Annotated in this window: 9 protein-coding genes; 6 read left to right on the forward strand and 3 right to left on the reverse strand. The window is 66.0% G+C overall.

Translation table 11 applies throughout. From position 1 onward, the window contains the following. The first annotated feature begins 47 nt into the window (after nucleotides 1-47). On the forward strand, nucleotides 48-4,244 hold the full coding sequence (locus PAN31117_RS21355) for a non-ribosomal peptide synthetase (protein WP_150739966.1): 4,197 nt from the start codon (nucleotides 48-50) through the stop codon (nucleotides 4,242-4,244). 90 nt (nucleotides 4,245-4,334) lie between these two features. On the opposite strand, the gene panL is transcribed toward PAN31117_RS21355, so the two are convergent. After that, on the reverse strand, nucleotides 4,335-6,557 hold the full coding sequence (gene panL, locus PAN31117_RS21360) for a TonB-dependent pandorabactin receptor PanL (RefSeq protein WP_150739967.1): 2,223 nt from the start codon (nucleotides 6,555-6,557) through the stop codon (nucleotides 4,335-4,337). Between the two features lie 140 nt (nucleotides 6,558-6,697). Further along, nucleotides 6,698-9,322: a penicillin acylase family protein gene (locus tag PAN31117_RS21365; RefSeq protein ID WP_442417695.1), complete on the reverse strand. Its 2,625-nt coding sequence runs from the start codon at nucleotides 9,320-9,322 to the stop codon at nucleotides 6,698-6,700. Between the two features lie 151 nt (nucleotides 9,323-9,473). On the opposite strand from PAN31117_RS21365, the gene panN reads away from it, so the two are divergent. From panN to PAN31117_RS21390, 5 genes are all read left to right on the forward strand, one after another. Then, a complete protein-coding gene (gene panN, locus PAN31117_RS21370) occupies nucleotides 9,474-10,373 on the forward strand; it encodes a pandorabactin ABC transporter ATP-binding protein PanN (protein WP_150739969.1) in 900 nt (299 codons plus the stop codon). Then, nucleotides 10,363-12,468, forward strand: a complete 2,106-nt coding sequence (panO, locus tag PAN31117_RS21375; RefSeq protein WP_442417696.1) for a pandorabactin ABC transporter permease subunit PanO — start codon at nucleotides 10,363-10,365, stop codon at nucleotides 12,466-12,468. The genes panN and panO overlap by 11 nt, the downstream gene beginning before the upstream one ends. Continuing rightward, nucleotides 12,458-13,459: an ABC transporter substrate-binding protein gene (locus PAN31117_RS21380; protein WP_174991062.1), complete on the forward strand. Its 1,002-nt coding sequence runs from the start codon at nucleotides 12,458-12,460 to the stop codon at nucleotides 13,457-13,459. Before panO ends, PAN31117_RS21380 begins: the two co-directional genes overlap by 11 nt. 75 nt (nucleotides 13,460-13,534) lie before the next feature. Next, the gene (panQ, locus tag PAN31117_RS21385) at nucleotides 13,535-14,650 is read left to right on the forward strand and encodes a pandorabactin biosynthesis N-acetyltransferase PanQ (RefSeq protein WP_150739972.1); all 1,116 of its coding nucleotides are present in this window, start codon (nucleotides 13,535-13,537) and stop codon (nucleotides 14,648-14,650) included. Between the two features lie 224 nt (nucleotides 14,651-14,874). Continuing rightward, a complete protein-coding gene (locus PAN31117_RS21390) occupies nucleotides 14,875-15,195 on the forward strand; it encodes a hypothetical protein (RefSeq protein ID WP_150739973.1) in 321 nt (106 codons plus the stop codon). A 43-nt stretch (nucleotides 15,196-15,238) separates the two neighbouring features. Here the strand turns inward: PAN31117_RS21390 and panU are convergent, their stop codons facing one another. Beyond that, nucleotides 15,239-15,856 (reverse strand): pandorabactin biosynthesis N-acetyltransferase PanU, encoded by a 618-nt coding sequence (gene panU, locus PAN31117_RS21395; protein ID WP_150739974.1) that lies wholly within the window; start codon nucleotides 15,854-15,856, stop codon nucleotides 15,239-15,241. Nucleotides 15,857-15,930 lie beyond the last annotated feature (74 nt).

Here is a 15,930-nt window from a genome sequence, read left to right on the forward strand (position 1 = left end):
AGGCCATCTCCAATCGATTTCTGGTGGTTCGATAGAAGGATCTCACGATGTCTCTCGCCAATTCGGCCAACGTGGCCAATGTCCCCAAGGCTGACGACTCGGCATTGATGCGACGCTTCCTTGCCTTGCCGGGCGACAAGCGTCGCGTGTTTCAGTTGCGTGCGCGCGAGCAGGGCGTCGATCTGGCCAGTCTGCCGATTCCCGGCGGGCTGCGTGACGGGGCCGATGCGCCGCTGTCGTACGCTCAGCAACGCCTGTGGGTCGTGGAGCAACTGCATCCGGGCACGGGCGCGTACAACATTCCGTCCGCTGTGCGGCTGAAAGGGACGCTGAACGTTGTAGCGCTGTCGCAGGCGTTCGCGGCCATCGTCGCGCGGCATGAAGCGCTGCGCACCAGCTTTCACGAAGGGCCGAACGGCGCCGTGCAGCGTGTGCATGACGACGTGCCGTTTTCCATCGACTACGAAGACTGGGAAAGCGACGGCACGCGCCTTGCCGATCAGGACGCGCGCGTGCAAGCGTGCGCGCGTGACGAGGCGGTACGTCCCTTCGCACTGGACGTTGCGCCGTTGATGCGCGCGCGACTGATGCGTGTGGCGGCCGACGAACACGTGCTGCTGCTCACGTTGCATCACATCGTGGCGGATGCCTGGTCGATGACACGTCTGATCGAGGAGTGCACGCGTGGCTACGCCCAATTCGCCGGAGCGGTGACTCACGTTGCGCCGCTGCCCGCGTTGCCTGTGCAGTACGCCGACTACGCCATCTGGCAACGTGGCTGGCTCGAAGCCGGTGAACTGGACCGGCAACTGACCTACTGGCGTGCGCAGCTTGGCGACGAACATCCTGTGTTGCCGTTAGCGACGGATCGCCCGCGTCCGGCAGTGCCGAGCGGACGCGGCGCGACGTATGTCATGCAAGCCGACGCAACGCTCACCGCGGGGCTACGTGAGTTGGCGCGCACTCACGACACCACGCTCTACACCGTCTTGCTCGCGGCGTATGGCGTGTGGTTGGGGCGCATTGCCGGTGTACGCAGCGTCTGCGTTGGCGTGCCGGTGGCCGGGCGCGCAAAGCTGGAGACGGAGCCGCTGATCGGCTTCTTCGTCAACACGCAGGTGATGCGTGTGCCGCTTGATCCGAAAACATCCTTCGGCGGGCTTGTCGCGACGATGCGCGCGCGGGCCATTGAAGCGCAAGCGCATGCCGATGTGCCGTTCGACAAGCTTGTGGAAGCGTTGCAACCGGCACGCGACGCGTCCGTCAACGCACTGTTTCAGGCGAAGTTCAATCACGAGATTGCGCGCGACGCCGTGCCGGAGATGGCCGGTCTTCGGATCGAGCCGGTGGTCGTCGCCGGACAAAGCTCGCACTTCGATCTCTCGCTCGATACGCTGGAGCGCGGTGACACGTTGCAGATCGCGCTGACCTACGCCACGGACCTGTTCGATGCAACGACCGTCGAGCCGTTGGCGCGTGCACTGCTCCGTCTGCTAACGCAACTGACGCAAGCCCCGGACAACCGCCTCGCTGATATCGCGCTGAGCGCCGACGTGCCGGTCACGGCCGACGGTGAGCGGCGCGTGTGGGACACGCGCGACTGGATGGAGACATGGGCGTCGCGTGTCGCTCAGCAGGGCGATGCGCTTGCTGTCGAGGGCGGCGACGGCGCGTGGTCGCGTCGCACGCTCGACGCACATGCCAATCGCGTGGCCCACGCGCTCGCGACGCAGGGCGTCGGTGCGGAGGATCGCGTTGCGTTGCTGATGCCGCGCAGCGCCGGTTGGGTCGCCGCGATGCTTGGTGTGTGGAAGCTGGGGGCGGCTTACGTGCCGCTGGACCCGACGCAGCCGTGCGCACGTCTCGCACAGCTGATCGCGGCGAGTGGTGCAAAGACACTGATTGTCGCGCCAGATGTTGCAGCGCTCCCTCAGGTCGACGGCTGCCAGACGCTGGCCATCGCCGATGTGCTGGCGGGAGACGAGGTGCGTTCCGTCAGTCGCGACGTGCATCCTGCGCAGGCGGCTTACGTCATCTACACGTCGGGGTCCACTGGACAGCCGAAGGGGGTCGTGGTGAGCCGGGGAGCGTTGCACAACTATGTGCAGGGCGTGGCGTCCAGACTGCACGATCTCCCGGAAGACGCTGGGATGGCGATGGTCTCGACCGTCGCAGCCGACCTTGGGCACACGGTGCTGTTCGGCGCGCTCGCAATGGGGCGGCCACTCCATCTCATGCCGCAGGAGGATGCCTTCGACGCGGGACGCTTCGCCGAGTGGATGCGTGTACGCCGCATCGGGGCGACGAAGATCGTGCCGAGCCATCTGAAGGGACTGATGCTGGCCGCAGGACCGGACGTTCTGCCGGGCGACTGGCTGATCGTAGGCGGGGAAGCGGCAGATGCCGAGTTGCTGACGTTGCTTCACACCCATCGTCCGTCGCTGCGTGTGCTCAATCACTACGGACCGACCGAAACCACCGTGGGCGTGCTCACTCACCGCGCGGCATCGAGCGATGCGCTGCTGCCTGTGGGCCTGCCGTTGCCGAACGTGAGTGCCTACGTACTCGACGACGATCTCAATGCGGTACCGCCGGGCGTGAACGGCGAGCTTTACATCGGGGGTGTCGCGCTCGCACGCGGCTATCTCGGTGAGCCGGGCAAGACGGCGGAGCGTTTCGTGCCGGATCCGTGGCGTCCCGGCGCGAGGATGTATCGCACGGGCGACCGTGTGAAGCGACGCGCAGACGGTGAAATCGTCTATCTCGGACGCGCCGACGATCAGGTGAAAATTCGCGGCTATCGCGTGGAACCGGGCGAGGTGGCGCATGCGCTGCGTGCGCTGGACGGTGTGCAGGATGCCATCGTCCTCGTGGAGCGCGACGCGCGCGGGCAATCGCAATTGCTCGGCGGCTACACGGGGGAGCTGACTGAGGCTGAAGCGAAGGCAGCGCTCACCTCGGCGTTGCCGTCGGCCTGGGTGCCGTCGCGGATCGTGCGTCTGGCTGCACTACCGCTTACGGCGAACGGCAAAGTGGATCGTCGCGCGTTGCTGGCAGCGATGTCGACCGACGCGTCCGTTGGGGACGCGAAGGCGCAGGCCGAACCTTCAGGCGAGATGGGCGCGCTCGAAGCGCGTATCGCTGACGTCTGGAAGTCGGTCCTCAAGACGGAGCAGGTGGGCCGCGACGCGAACTTCTTCGAGATCGGCGGCGATTCGATTCTTGCGTTGCAGGTGATTGCGCGGCTCAAACGCGGGACGCCACCGCTCAAGGTCAGTCTGCGCGAACTGATGCAGCACGGCACGGTGGCGCGCCTTGCCGCCGCGCTCACGCCTTCGGAGCCTGCGCCATCGGCCGGTGGCGACCTGCTGGTGCGGTTGAACGCCAGCAAGTCGTCGGCGCCCGCGCTGTTTTGCGTTCACCCGGCGGTGGGCACCGTCTTCGACTATCGTCCGCTTGCGCAGGCACTGGCCGACGAACGTCCGGTGATCGGCATTCAGTCGCGCATGCTGATCGATCCGGCATGGTCAGATACGTCGCTCGACGAAATGGCGGGGCGATATGTCGACGCCGTGCGTGCGGTACAACCGAGCGGGCCGTACCACCTGCTCGGCTGGTCGCTCGGTGGACCGATTGCGATGGCGATGGCCGAGCGTCTGCGTGCCAGCGGTCAGACGGTCGCGTTCCTCGGGCTGGCGGACACGTTCGTGCCAGCGCAACAAGGCGATGCGCCACCCGTCGCATCGTCGCGCGACTGGACGGGCGATCTGCTCGACTATCTCGTCACGATCCTGCCACAGGTCGATGCGACGAAGCTGCGCGCGTCGCTCGCACCGTACGCCGGGAAGCCGCTGGATGAGGGCGTACTGGCGGTCGCCGTCGATGCTGCATTGACGATGCAGGGGCAGGGCGGTGCGCGGGCGGCCGCTGCGGGTGATTACGCGTCGCTCGGTCGCGACGAACTCGCGCGCATGTTCAGGGTGACGGCGCACTTGCGCGCATTGGCGGACGCGCATCGTCTGCGTCCGGCCGTAGTGCCCGTGCATGCGTGGTGGGTCGAGCGACGTGGGTCGGACGACCGCGAGCGGCTGGCGCGCGCGATGGGCGCAGCGCCGGTGTACGAGGGCACGGTCGCGTCGAGTCATATGCAACTGCCTCGCACGAAAGCGTGGATCGACGATGTCGCTCGGGCTGTGCGAGACGTGGGCGAAGTGAGTACTACCGGGGTGAGCGTCGCCGCGTGACATTGCGGCGACGGAGATTGCGCTCGAAACAAAAAAGCGAGGCCGATTCATCGGCCTCGTGTTTTTACGACATTTCAGACGTCCAATGACTTACCAGCTGTACTTCGCCGTTCCGAGAATCGTGCGACGTGCTCCGTAGGCGCACTGGGAGGTCGTCACACACACGACGTAGGTCTTGTCGAAGATATTGCTGCCGTCGAGCTGGAAGCGCCAGTGCTTGTCCAACTGATAGTGCAGGCCCAGGTCGACAAGCGTGCGCGACGGCGCTTGTCCGGCGGTGTTGGTCGCATCGATGAAGGTCGGTCCGACGTAACGAATGCCGCCGTTAAAGCCGAAGCCCTTGAGCACACCCGCATGGAACGTGTAGTCGGCCCACAGGGCGGCGGCCGTGCGCGGTTGCTGCGGCGGCACCTTGCCCAGCAGGGTCGGGTCGGTGGTCTTCGAGTTGGTGATGTTCGTGTTCGTGTACGAGCCGATCACCTTCAGGTTGTCGGTGACTTCGCCGACCGCTTCGAGTTCGAAGCCCTTCGAGTGCTGCTCGCCCGTCGTGATCGAGAACGCCGTGTTGGCCGGATCGGGCGTGAGCACGTTCGTCATGCGGATGTCGAACAACGACAGCGTGACGAAGCTGTTGTAGCCCTTCGGCTGATACTTCACACCGACTTCATACTGCTTGCCCTTCGACGGGTTGAACTGATTGCCGAGGCGATCCACACCGACGTTCGGCTGGAACGACTCGGAGTAGCTGAAGTACGGCGCCAGTCCCATGTCGAACAGATACGTCAGGCCAGCACGATAGGTCGCCTGCTGGTCCGCCTGATTCGACGAACGGTTCGTCAGCCGGTTGTAGACGTTCTGTGCCACCCAGTCCTGACGTACGCCCAACGTGAGCAACCACTTTTCGTACTTGATCTGATCCTGGAAGTAGAGGCCGCCTTGCGTGAAGCGCGAATCCGAGTCTGCCGCCTGACGCGTCAGACCGAACACGGCAGCGCCGTAGTTGGGCGAGAAGATGTCGAGCTGGTTCGACGCACTCGCCACACCCTGACGCATGCTGCGATGCTCGTTGTAGTAGTAATAGTCGAAGCCGAACAGTGCCACGTGCGAGAGCGGGCCCGTGGTGAATTTCGTTTGCAACTGGTTATCGATGGTGAGCACATCCGTCTGACGATAGTCGGCGAACGGCAACCGGTTGATGAGTCGCGTGCTGCCCGGCGCGAAGCCCAGACCGTAAGCATCCGTGTCGACCTTGTAGTCGAAGTACGAATAGCGTGCGGCCTGCTTGAACGACACCTGATCGTTGAAGCGGTGTTCGAGCTGATAACCGGCGAAAACCTGCTCACGCTTGATGTTGTCGTAGTTCGGGTCGCCTACGAAGCGGCCGACCGGGATCTGTCCGTTCGGGTTCGGCAGCACCGTGCCGGACGCGGGCAGGAACTGGCCGAAGCCGAGCTTGTCACGCTGGTAGCTGGCTTCAAACGTGATCGTAGTCTTGTCGGTGGCCTTCCACGTGAGCGACGGTGCGATGTAGATGCGATCGTTCGGGGTGTAATCGACCTGCGTGTTGCTGTCGCGGAACAGGCCGACGAGGCGGTAGAGAACCTTGCCGTCGGCGTCCAGTGGGCCACTGAAGTCGAAAGCTGCCTGCTTATTCTTGAACGAACCGGCCGAGAGCTGAATTTCGTGAAGCGGCGTTTCCAGCGGTTTCTTCGTCACCATGTTGATCAGGCCGCCGGGCGTGTTCTGCCCGTACAGCACCGACGACGGTCCGCGCAGGATTTCGATGCGCTCAAGGCCGTACGGATCCAGCTGGAATTCGGTCGCCGATTGCAGGCGCGTGCCGTCCATGAACAGGCCCAGCGTGGACGCCGAGAATCCACGAATGTTGATCCAGTCGAAGCGCGTCTCGAAGCCTGCGTTGTCCGGCAGTACACCGGCGCTGTAACGCATGGCCTGACTGACCGACTGCGCGCCCAGATCCTGAATCATCTCCTTCGGAATGACCGAAACCGACTGCGGATTCTCGATGAGCGGGGTATCCGTCTTCGTGCCCGTGGTACTGCGCTTGGCGACGATACCGTCGACCGGCCCTGCGCCGTTCTCCGGTGCGCGCTCGGCGCTCACCTGCGTGGGCGAGAGCGCGACATCGCCCTGCTGGCCGGTGGTCTGCGCCCACGCACCGTGGGAGAACGCCAGCGGCGCGAAGGCGAGACTTGCTGCCAGCGCAATGTGACGGTGGATTGGGTGGATCGGGCGATGGATCGATTGCAGGCGACGGACCCCCCGGCCACGTACGCTCCCGTAGTGCTTCATCTAAGACTCCTGGGTTTTTATCGAAGACTGAGGCGACGTGCGCACTCGAATCCCCGGGCGACGGCACCTATCGAGTAGTGGACGAACCAACCTGCCGGATATTTAGGGGGGGGCATCATCGGCCTGTCATATGGGCCGTCTCATTGCGACAGATGCAGCACGCTGACGGTGGCCGCAGCAACGTCGGCCTCGGTGAACGGCGCGGCCTGCCAGCGCTTGTCGGCCCACGCCTGAAGGGCTGTCGCGTTGCGCGGATCGTCGCGATCGTCGGCGGGGCCGGAGGCGTCGAGGGTGGTGGCGGCGACGCGTCGCGCCGGATCGTCCGGGAACGAGACGACCTGCAGATACGTGTCGCCGCGCGGTGCCGTGTCCATGCCATAGCGGTCGGTGCCCATGCGGGCGTCGGCGCACATGATCGAGAAGTAGCCCGCGATGTCGCAGCCGCCCGACAGGCCTATGCGACGTCCGCCGCGCGTAGCGAAGAGCGCTTCGTCGCGTCGGCTGTCGAGCGCCAGTCCCATGCGCCGCATCTCCAGCACGGCCGCGCCGAGCACTTGCGCGAGCGACGTGTTCTCTCCTGCGAGTCCGGCGGGCGACGTGACGGGTTGTGTTGCATCGAACGGTTGGGCAAACACCCGACGTCCTGTGGCATCGACGCCTGCGAGCCGGATCCACACGGCATCCCACAAGTTCGCGCCCCGAGCGCTGCGGTCTCCGGTGCCGTCCCATGCGGCCAGCACGCGGCAGGCGGGCGCCAGATCGACGGTCTGCGGTGACTTCAGCGGTTTTCCGTCGATGGGGTCTTGTGTGATTTGCACGTCGAATCGTTTGTCTTTGCTATCGGCCGCTGACGGGCACACTCGCGCAAGGAGCGACCGGCGAGTGAGGTTGGCTGACAAGGGGGCGGCGTGCAGCACGGACTCGCGCACTGCCTGCGTCGTGACCGGACCTGCTGCGCGCAAGGCGTCGATACGTTGCAGGCCCGCGCGGCTGCGCAGCGAAAGCGGCGCGTTGCTTTGTCCGAGCACGCTGCTTAGATGGGCGAGGGGCGCATCCGGCGCGGCCAGCCACGCGCTGTCGTTCATGTTGGCGACGACCGTGTCGCTCATGATGTCCGGCATCTCGCGGCGGCCGAGCGTGCCGGGTAGCGGGCTGTCCGGCGTGGTTTGCCAGGCGCAGGCGCTGCGACTGCCATCGAGGACAGGGAGGCCCGGTGCGGCCTTCGCGAAGGCCAGTCCTGCGGGCTTTGCGGTGCAAGCGGCCGACAACGTGTTCGGCACGCCCGGCACCGGGCCGATGTCGCCGAACCACACGCGCGGGTCGCGTCGACCGATGGCCACCGTGTTGACCCACGGATTGGCCGCGTCGGCACGCATGCCGGACGCAAACGCATCGAGCGAGTCGGCCTGCGCCATGCGCAGATAGTGATCGAGCAGGCCGAAGTTGTTCGCGTTGGCGTCGCGCAGCACCAGCGCCTGACGTGTCGTCCAGCCCAGCGCTGGGGACGTGGCCGAGAGGTTGACGACCGGCCCGTCGGCCGTGCGATACAGCGTTCGTGAGACCGTCGACGTCTTGCCTTGCGCATCGCGCACGGGGACGGTCACGGACACGCGCTGCATGGCTTCGGTTCGGCCGTCGATCCGGTAACGGGTCGGGTCGGCCGGATCGAGCGTGAGGGCGATCAGACCGAAGCGTCGCGCACTCGAGACCGTATGCGTCCATGCGACGTCCTGCGTGAAGCCGATCATGATGAACGGCGCGCCGAGCATGCCGACGCCGGAGACGTCGAGCTGGCCGGGGATCGTGAGATGCGCAGGGTAGAGTCGGTCGGGGCCCTCCCAGTACCAGTGCGGGCTGCCGTACAGGATCGGCTGACCGTCGGCACTCAGCGACGCTCCGAAGGCAAATGCGTTGCTGCCGATGCCCGCATCGTTGATCGATGCCAGCGCTGGCGGGGGCACCACGGCGGGCAACGATGTTGCGATCCTGCGCGCCGGGCGTGATCGCCCATTGATGGCCGCACTGGCCGATGGCGGCCGGGCCGTCGCGATGGCGGTGATCTGCGTGGCGGCGCTCGCGGCGAGTGTGGCGGCGTAGAGGCGGCGGTAGACGTCGTCCTCCGTCACCGCGCCTAGCTGGCGCACCCAGTCGGCGTTGCGGCAGGCGGTGTGCTGAGCGGCGTCTGTGCCCGCGCGCACGTCTTGCAGATAGCGAGTCACACCGGCCGCGAAACCCTGCGCCAGCGCACGTCCGCGCGGCGACTGGGCGTCGCGATACCGGTCGAGGGTGGCCGCGTCGAACGTCAGACGAAAGAAGACGTCCGCATCGAGATTGTTCGGCTGGCCGAAGGTCGCGCGGCGAGCAACCCGACCGTTCGCCCCGAAGGCCAGCGAGCGTTCTCCGCGAAACGTCACGATGCTCTCGGCGAGCGTGCAGAGATTGTCCTGCGCCTGCGCGTAACCGAAGCCGTAGCCCAGCCCGCCCCAAGTCTCGGCACGGACATGGGCGGTGCCGTCGGTCGTGCGACGCACGTCGGCTTTGTAATGCGCGGTAATGGACGGGACGCGCGATTCCGGGGTTTTTGGCGTTTCGGCGACCTGATGCGTCGGAGGCGTGGGTGACGTGCATGCTGCAAGGCACAGGGCGACGACGGCCAGTACGGTCCGCAGAGGGCTGGGCGACATCGGTGGGAACGGCAGTTTGCGTAAGGCGGGACGGGCAGGGTGGGCAAGAAGCAGGCGCGACGGCTGGGGCGATCGGGACATGGGTAAATATGCCGGTTGGTGATACGTCTTTTGAGCGACGAACCACCACTTCCGGAGTTTAGGCGGCGCGCGCTCACGCCGACCGTCGAGACGACTTGTGCCCGATACCCGTATTTCCACCGGCCCAGCAGCCGCCAGGCCGGCATTCAACATGACCGAATCTCTGACGCCTGCCGCAGGCGCGTTGTTGCGCGCGGAAGGCCTTAATGTTGCTGTGGGGGCTCGCAACGTCCTCACTCAGGTCGATGTGACCTTCGCCGCGGGCCGCGTGAGCGCCTTGTGCGGCCCGAACGGCTGTGGCAAGAGCACGCTGCTGCGCACGCTGGGCGGCCTGCTCAAGCCTGTATCCGGCCGCGTATGGCTCGACGACACGCCACTCGACTCGCTGCGTGCACGTGAGCGTGCGCGTCGCATTGCGCTGCTTGCGCAGACGCCCGGCATGCCGTTCGGCATGACCGTCGCCGAACTCGTCGCATGCGGCCGCTACAGCCACACCGGCATGGGCGGACGCCTCGGCGAGCGCGACAACCTCGCCATCGAGCGCGCCCTGCATCTCATGGAACTGGACACGCTGTGTACGCGTGACGTCACGGCGTTGTCCGGCGGCGAGCGTCAGCGCGCGTTCATCGCCATGGCGCTGGCGCAGGAGGGCAACGTGCTGCTGCTCGACGAGCCGACGACGTATCTCGACGTGCGCCATCAGATCGACATTCTTGCGCGCATTCGCGAACTCAATCGCGAGACGGGCATGACCGTCGTGTGGGTGCTGCACGACCTCAATCAAGCCGCCGCCTTCTCCGACGCCATGCTGCTCATGCGCGACGGCAAGCTTGTCTTCTCGGGCACGCCCGACGAGACGATGGACCCGGACCGTCTGATGGAAGTGTTCGCCACGCCGATGCAACGCATCGACTTTCAGGGCTTGCCGATGTGCTTGCCAGTGCTGGCCGGGCAGGGGGGGCGTAGTGACGTCCGCGATCCGGTTGAGGTTGGTGGGTCGAACACCTCGAACACCTCGAGTGGACTGAACGGTGGCCGACATGGCGGCTGAGCGTACGGTGGGGTCCTTGCACCTCGCGCGACGCCTCACGGTGCCCGCGCACGCCGCACCGCGCCAGTACGCGCGCCGTACACGCGCGTTGCTGGGCGGATGGCTGGCCCTCGCGCTCGCCATCGTCGTTCACGCGCTCGCGAACGACGCATGGCCGGGGGCGGGCACGGTCGCACAGGCGATGCACGGCGGGCCGAGCGGCATGAGTAGCGACGCCACGCTCGGTTGGTTGCTGTTCGTGGACGCCTGGATGCCGCAGATCCGTGCGGGCCTTGCCGCCGGTGCGTGTCTTGGACTGGCCGGTGCGTTGCTTCAGACCATCACACAGAATCCGCTGGCGTCCGGCGAATTGCTCGGCGTGTCGGCGGGCGCGCAGATGGGGTTGATCGTCGCGCTGCTCGTGCCGGGCCTCGCCGTTCTGCCGATGATGCTGGCGGGCGGCGTGCTGGCGGCGCTGTTCACGTTCGCGCTCGCGGGCGGCACGCGCACGACACCGCTGCGTCTCACATTGGCCGGGGCGGCGAACGCGCTCGCGCTCTCGGCGTTATGCATGGTCGCGCTGACGTTGTACACCCGTGCGGCCGTGGGCGTCGTGCAGTGGAGCACGGGGTCGCTGCAGCAGTTCGGCAAACGCGGGGCGGACGAAGCGATCTGGTTGTTGCTCCCGGCAGGCGTGGCCTTGCTGGCGTTGCTGCATCCGCTTGGACTGGCGCGCTTCGGCGAAGCGCAGGCGTCGGCGCTGGGGCAGCGTGTCGGCGCGGTGCGTGTAGGGACGATTCTGCTCGCAGCCGCGCTATCCGCGATTGCAATTGCGCTGGCAGGGCCGGTCGGCTTCGTCGGGCTGGCAGCACCGAATCTGGTGCGGCTGATGGGGGTTCACCGGCCTGCATGGCTAATTCCGCTCTCGGCGTTGTGGGGCGGCGCAATGCTTATCGTCACCGATGCCATTGCGCGCGCGCTGGTGACGTTCGGCGCGCTGCCGGTCGGCGTGATGAGTGCCGTCATCGGCGCCCCGGTGTTGCTGCTGTTGCTTCGCTACGGCCTGCCTGCGAGCACTGCGGAGATGACCGCACCGATGGCGGCTGGCCATCGCGCGTCGAACCGGCGTCCGATGGCGGTGATCGCAGTGCTGGTCGTCATCGCGCTGGTCGCCGTCACCGGACTGACGCTGACGATGGGCGTGCTGCCGTGGCCGTCGGTATGGCAATGGCGCGACGTTTTCGATCCGCATACGGCGGCAGGCATGCTGGTGGATCTGCGTCTGCCACGCAGTCTGATCGCGATGGGCGCCGGCGCATTGCTGGCGGGCAGCGGCCTATTGCTTCAGGGCGCTTGCCGGAATCCGCTGGCCGGGCCGGAATTGCTGGGCGTGAATCAGGCGGCAGGGCTGGCGGTGCTTGCGCTGCTGCTGGTGTCGCCGGATGCCGCCGCACGCTGGTCGATGCCTGCCGCGTGGGCAGCGAGCGCCGGGGTACTGGCGATTGTGCTCGGCGTGAACGCGCGCTGGGGCCTGGCGCCGATGCGAGTGATCCTGACGGGCATGGCGCTGGCCGGTCTGCTCGCGGCGTTGGCGAACCTGCTGGTGCTGCAATTCCACGTGCATGCCACGCAGGCGCTGGTATGGCTCGTCGGCAGCAGTTACGGGCAATCGTGGCACGGCGTGCGGGCGTTGCTGCCCTGGCTGGCGATCTGTCTGCCGCTCGCGGCGTATGCCGGGCGTTGGCTCGATCTGCTGAGTCTCGGCGACGAGACGGCCGAGGCGCTGGGTGTGCCCGTCGTGCGTGCGCGTCTCGGATTGCTGGCGCTCGCGAGCGCGATGGCTGCGGCGGCGGTGGCGACTGTGGGTCCGGTGGCTTACGTCGGATTGATCGTCCCGAATGCGCTGAGATCGCTGCCGCTGACCGGCACTCGCGACCGTATCGTCACGGCCGCGCTGGCGGGGGCGTTGTTGCTCGGCGTGGCCGACTTGTTCGGCCGGACGTTGTTCGCACCGCTGGATTTGCCGCTGGGCATCGTGACCGCTGCCGTCGGCACGCCGCTCTTCCTTTGGCTGCTCTCCCGCACTTTCCTGAGGTCGCATGCGCATGCTGGCTAAATCTCATGCAGGCGCGCCGGTTCGCGCGGCACGCCGCCGTTACCTGAAGTACCTCGCAGCTGGCGCGGCCGCGATGACAGGCGCAGTGGCGCCCGACGCATGGGCGCAGAACTATCGCGGCCTGCTCAATCGTGCGTCGCCTGTCTTGCCGACAAACGCCCGCCGGGTCGTCTCGCTGGAGTTTCTGTTTACCGAGTCGCTGCTGGCGCTCGACGTCACGCCGGTCGGGGTCGCCGATCCCCGTGGCTACACGCAGTGGGTCAAATATCGTGCGGACCGGCTGAGTGCGGACAGCTCCGTGGGCACGCGCGAGCAACCGAATCTCGAAGCGATTGCGGCGTTACGTCCCGATCTGATCGTCGCGTACGCCTATCGGCATGAACGGTTGTTCGACGCGCTGGCGCGCATCGCGCCGACCGTCGTCTTCAACGTCCAGCCCGCCAGGGGCGAGGGTGATGCGCTCGACCGCATGCTGGCCATCTTCCGATCCCTTGGCGGCATGACGGGGCACGCCGACGCGGCGGCGCAAATCATCGCCGATAGCCAGGCGCGCATTGCCGAGGCGCGTGCGAATGCGTTGCGCGACGGTTTTCGCGATGCGCCGATTGCGCTGCTCAACGCCAACGCGGGCGGCGGCAATTTCTGGGCTTACGACAACAAGGACATGATCGGCGCGCTGATCGGGCATTTGGGTGCACGCAATGCGCTGGGGTGGCTCGACGAGCGTCAGTCGATGGTCAATCTGTCGCTGGGCGATCTGGCGCGGCATCCCGAATGGTCGCTGATCGTCGTCGACAACGGCGCTGCGCCTGCGTATCAACTGCCGGTCTGGCGGGCGTTGCCTGCCGTGCGCGACGGACGTGTCGCGTTTCTGCCGCCGTCGTGGGGCTTTGGCGGGCCGGTGTCGCTCGACCGGATTACTGGTCTCGTGGGCACGGCGCTTGCATCGATGGCGCCTGCCATGCGTGCGAGGGCCGCGTCCGGCGCATGAGCGGCGTCTGAATTCTGACGGATGCCGTGGCGGCGTCCGGCTTGGCTGAGAGGAGATCGAATCGTGTCAATTGCAATGACTGCCCCTGTTGAATCGTCTGCGGCGCATGACGGGCGTGCAGCGCCCCATGATCCCTACGGCGTCACGCTGGCCGACGGCCATCGGTATCACGCGAGCGGGCCGTACGATGGCGTCGCCCGCGCCGGTCAGGACCTCACGCTCTGGTGCGATGAGCGTGCCGTCGGCGCGTTTCAGGTCAGCGAAGCCAACGATGAGATAACGCTGCGGGCGAGTACGCCGCACGACGCCCATCTGCCCGTTCAGGCGCTGCTGCCCGTGCTGGCGGCAGTGTTCTGTCGTCACAAGGCGTGCAAGCGGGCCAGCGTGGTCTGGCCGGGGACCGACGCCGACCCGGAACTGGCGGCGTGGCTCGTCGCAGCGGTTCGCGATGGCGTCGGTGAGCAGTTCTCGCAAGCCGATGGTGTGAGTGCGTTGCAGGTCTCGCGTCAGACGTTCTGGCAGCACCCGGCGCAGTGGCTTCAGGGGCCGTCGTCGGCCGGAATGGCGCAGCAGTACCGCGTGTCGGACGGCAAGCGCCATCCGTTGCGCGCGCCGAAGCCGGTGGGCGAGGTGTACCGGCGTCACATCGCGCGACTCGGCACGAGCTTCAGCCTGCGCGCCATCGATCAGCCGGGCGATGTCGAACGCTTTCACGAGTGGATGAACCTCGACAGCGTGGCGCACTTCTGGGAACAGACGGGCACGCTGGAGGAGCATGCCGAGTATCTGGCGAAGATGCAGGCCGATCCCCACACTGTCACATTGTTCGCATGTTTCGACGACGAGCCGTTTGCTTACTTCGAGGTGTATTGGGCGAAGGAAGATCGCATCGCGCCGTTTTGCGAAGCGGCCGACTACGACCGTGGCTTCCATTTGCTGGTGGGTTCGACGCGTTTTCGCTCACCCGGGCGCACCGAAGCGTGGCTGCGGTCTATCGTCCATTACATCTTCCTCGACGATCCACGTACGCAGCGCATCGTTGGCGAGCCGCGCATCGATCACGACCGCTGGATCGCCTACATGCAGGGGCAGGGCGCGGCCCGCCTGCGCGAGTTCGATTTCCCGCACAAACGCGCGGTGCTGATCGCCTTCGAGCGTCAGACGGTGTTCGAGCAATACGCACCGTGGTGAGGCTCGGAACGGGTAGATCCGTATGGATGTCGGCCGGTTGACGATGTCGACACTCCGATATCTGCGTGCCAAAACCTGCCTGATTGTCGAATCCGGTCACGACACTGTCGATTGACGCATCATCGCTGGCGGTGAAACGGAAGTTTCCGTAACTCTTGTCGCGTGTTCTTGCCCATCATGTCGAGTCGCCCCGCCCGGGGCAACTTCGTTAAAGGAGGCTCGACATGAACGCGACACGTGTGGACTATCAACGCTGGATTTCGCTCAGACGGCGGGTGCCCGCGAACGAATATCCCGTGCATCCGCTCCCCGACCGGTTGCCGCGACGCGGGTATGTCGTCTGGTTTTATTTCAGAAACGAGTTTTTCGGATCGCAATTCGACACGAAAGCGAAGGCGTATGTGTGCGACCACGTCCGTAATCCGTGGGAAGCGGCGTTCCTTGAAACGAAAGCCGAAGCGCTCGATATCGCCCGGCGCATGGTGTGTCCGTGTCTGGTGCTCTATTGCGCCGGACCGTCCGCTGCGGTCAACGCCGTGGCCTGAGCGTTCGGACCGGACCGCCATGTCCGACAGGTGCCGCGAGACGTCAGCCCGACACGCCCCGCGCAAGACGCTCGGCCAGGGCGGCTTTCACTTCCGGCCATTCGTCGTCAATGATGCTGAACCGGACGGAATTGCGCTTGCGTCCGTCGGGCATGATCCGTTCGTGTCGGACGATGCCCTCTTGCTTGGCCCCGATACGCAGAATCGCGGCGCGCGACTTTTCGTTGAGTTCATCCGTCGTGAATTGCACGCGCACGCACTGCATCGTCTCGAAGGCATAAGTGAGCAACAAGGACTTCGCTTCGGTGTTGATGCTGGAGCGCTGCGCCGAAGCGCTGACCCACGTGTGACCGATTTCCAGCTTTCGATTCGCTCGGTCCACCTTCCAGAAACGGGTGTGGCCGACCACGTTGCCCGTGGCCGTCGAAACGATGACGAAAGGGATGACGGTGCCTTCGTCGCGTCCCTTCAATGCCCGGTCGATGTAGGCGTCGACCGTGTCGGCGTTCGGCACAACGGTCACTTTCAGATTCCACAGCTCGCCGTCGGCCGCCGCAGCGACCAGCGCCTGTGCGTGATGGCGCTCCAGCGGATGGAGTTCGACACTGTTGCCGAGCAGCGTGGGCCGCAGTGCGTCGGCAGTTGTTGCATGGATGGACATGGGACGGGCGCGGTCGTGGCGGAGGAAAACCTGCAAAACGACGATTCTGCGCCCACTCCGGTTCCCCGGCAAGG

Origin of the sequence: Pandoraea anapnoica, from assembly GCF_902459765.1 — a bacterium.
GTDB lineage: Bacteria > Pseudomonadota > Gammaproteobacteria > Burkholderiales > Burkholderiaceae > Pandoraea > Pandoraea anapnoica.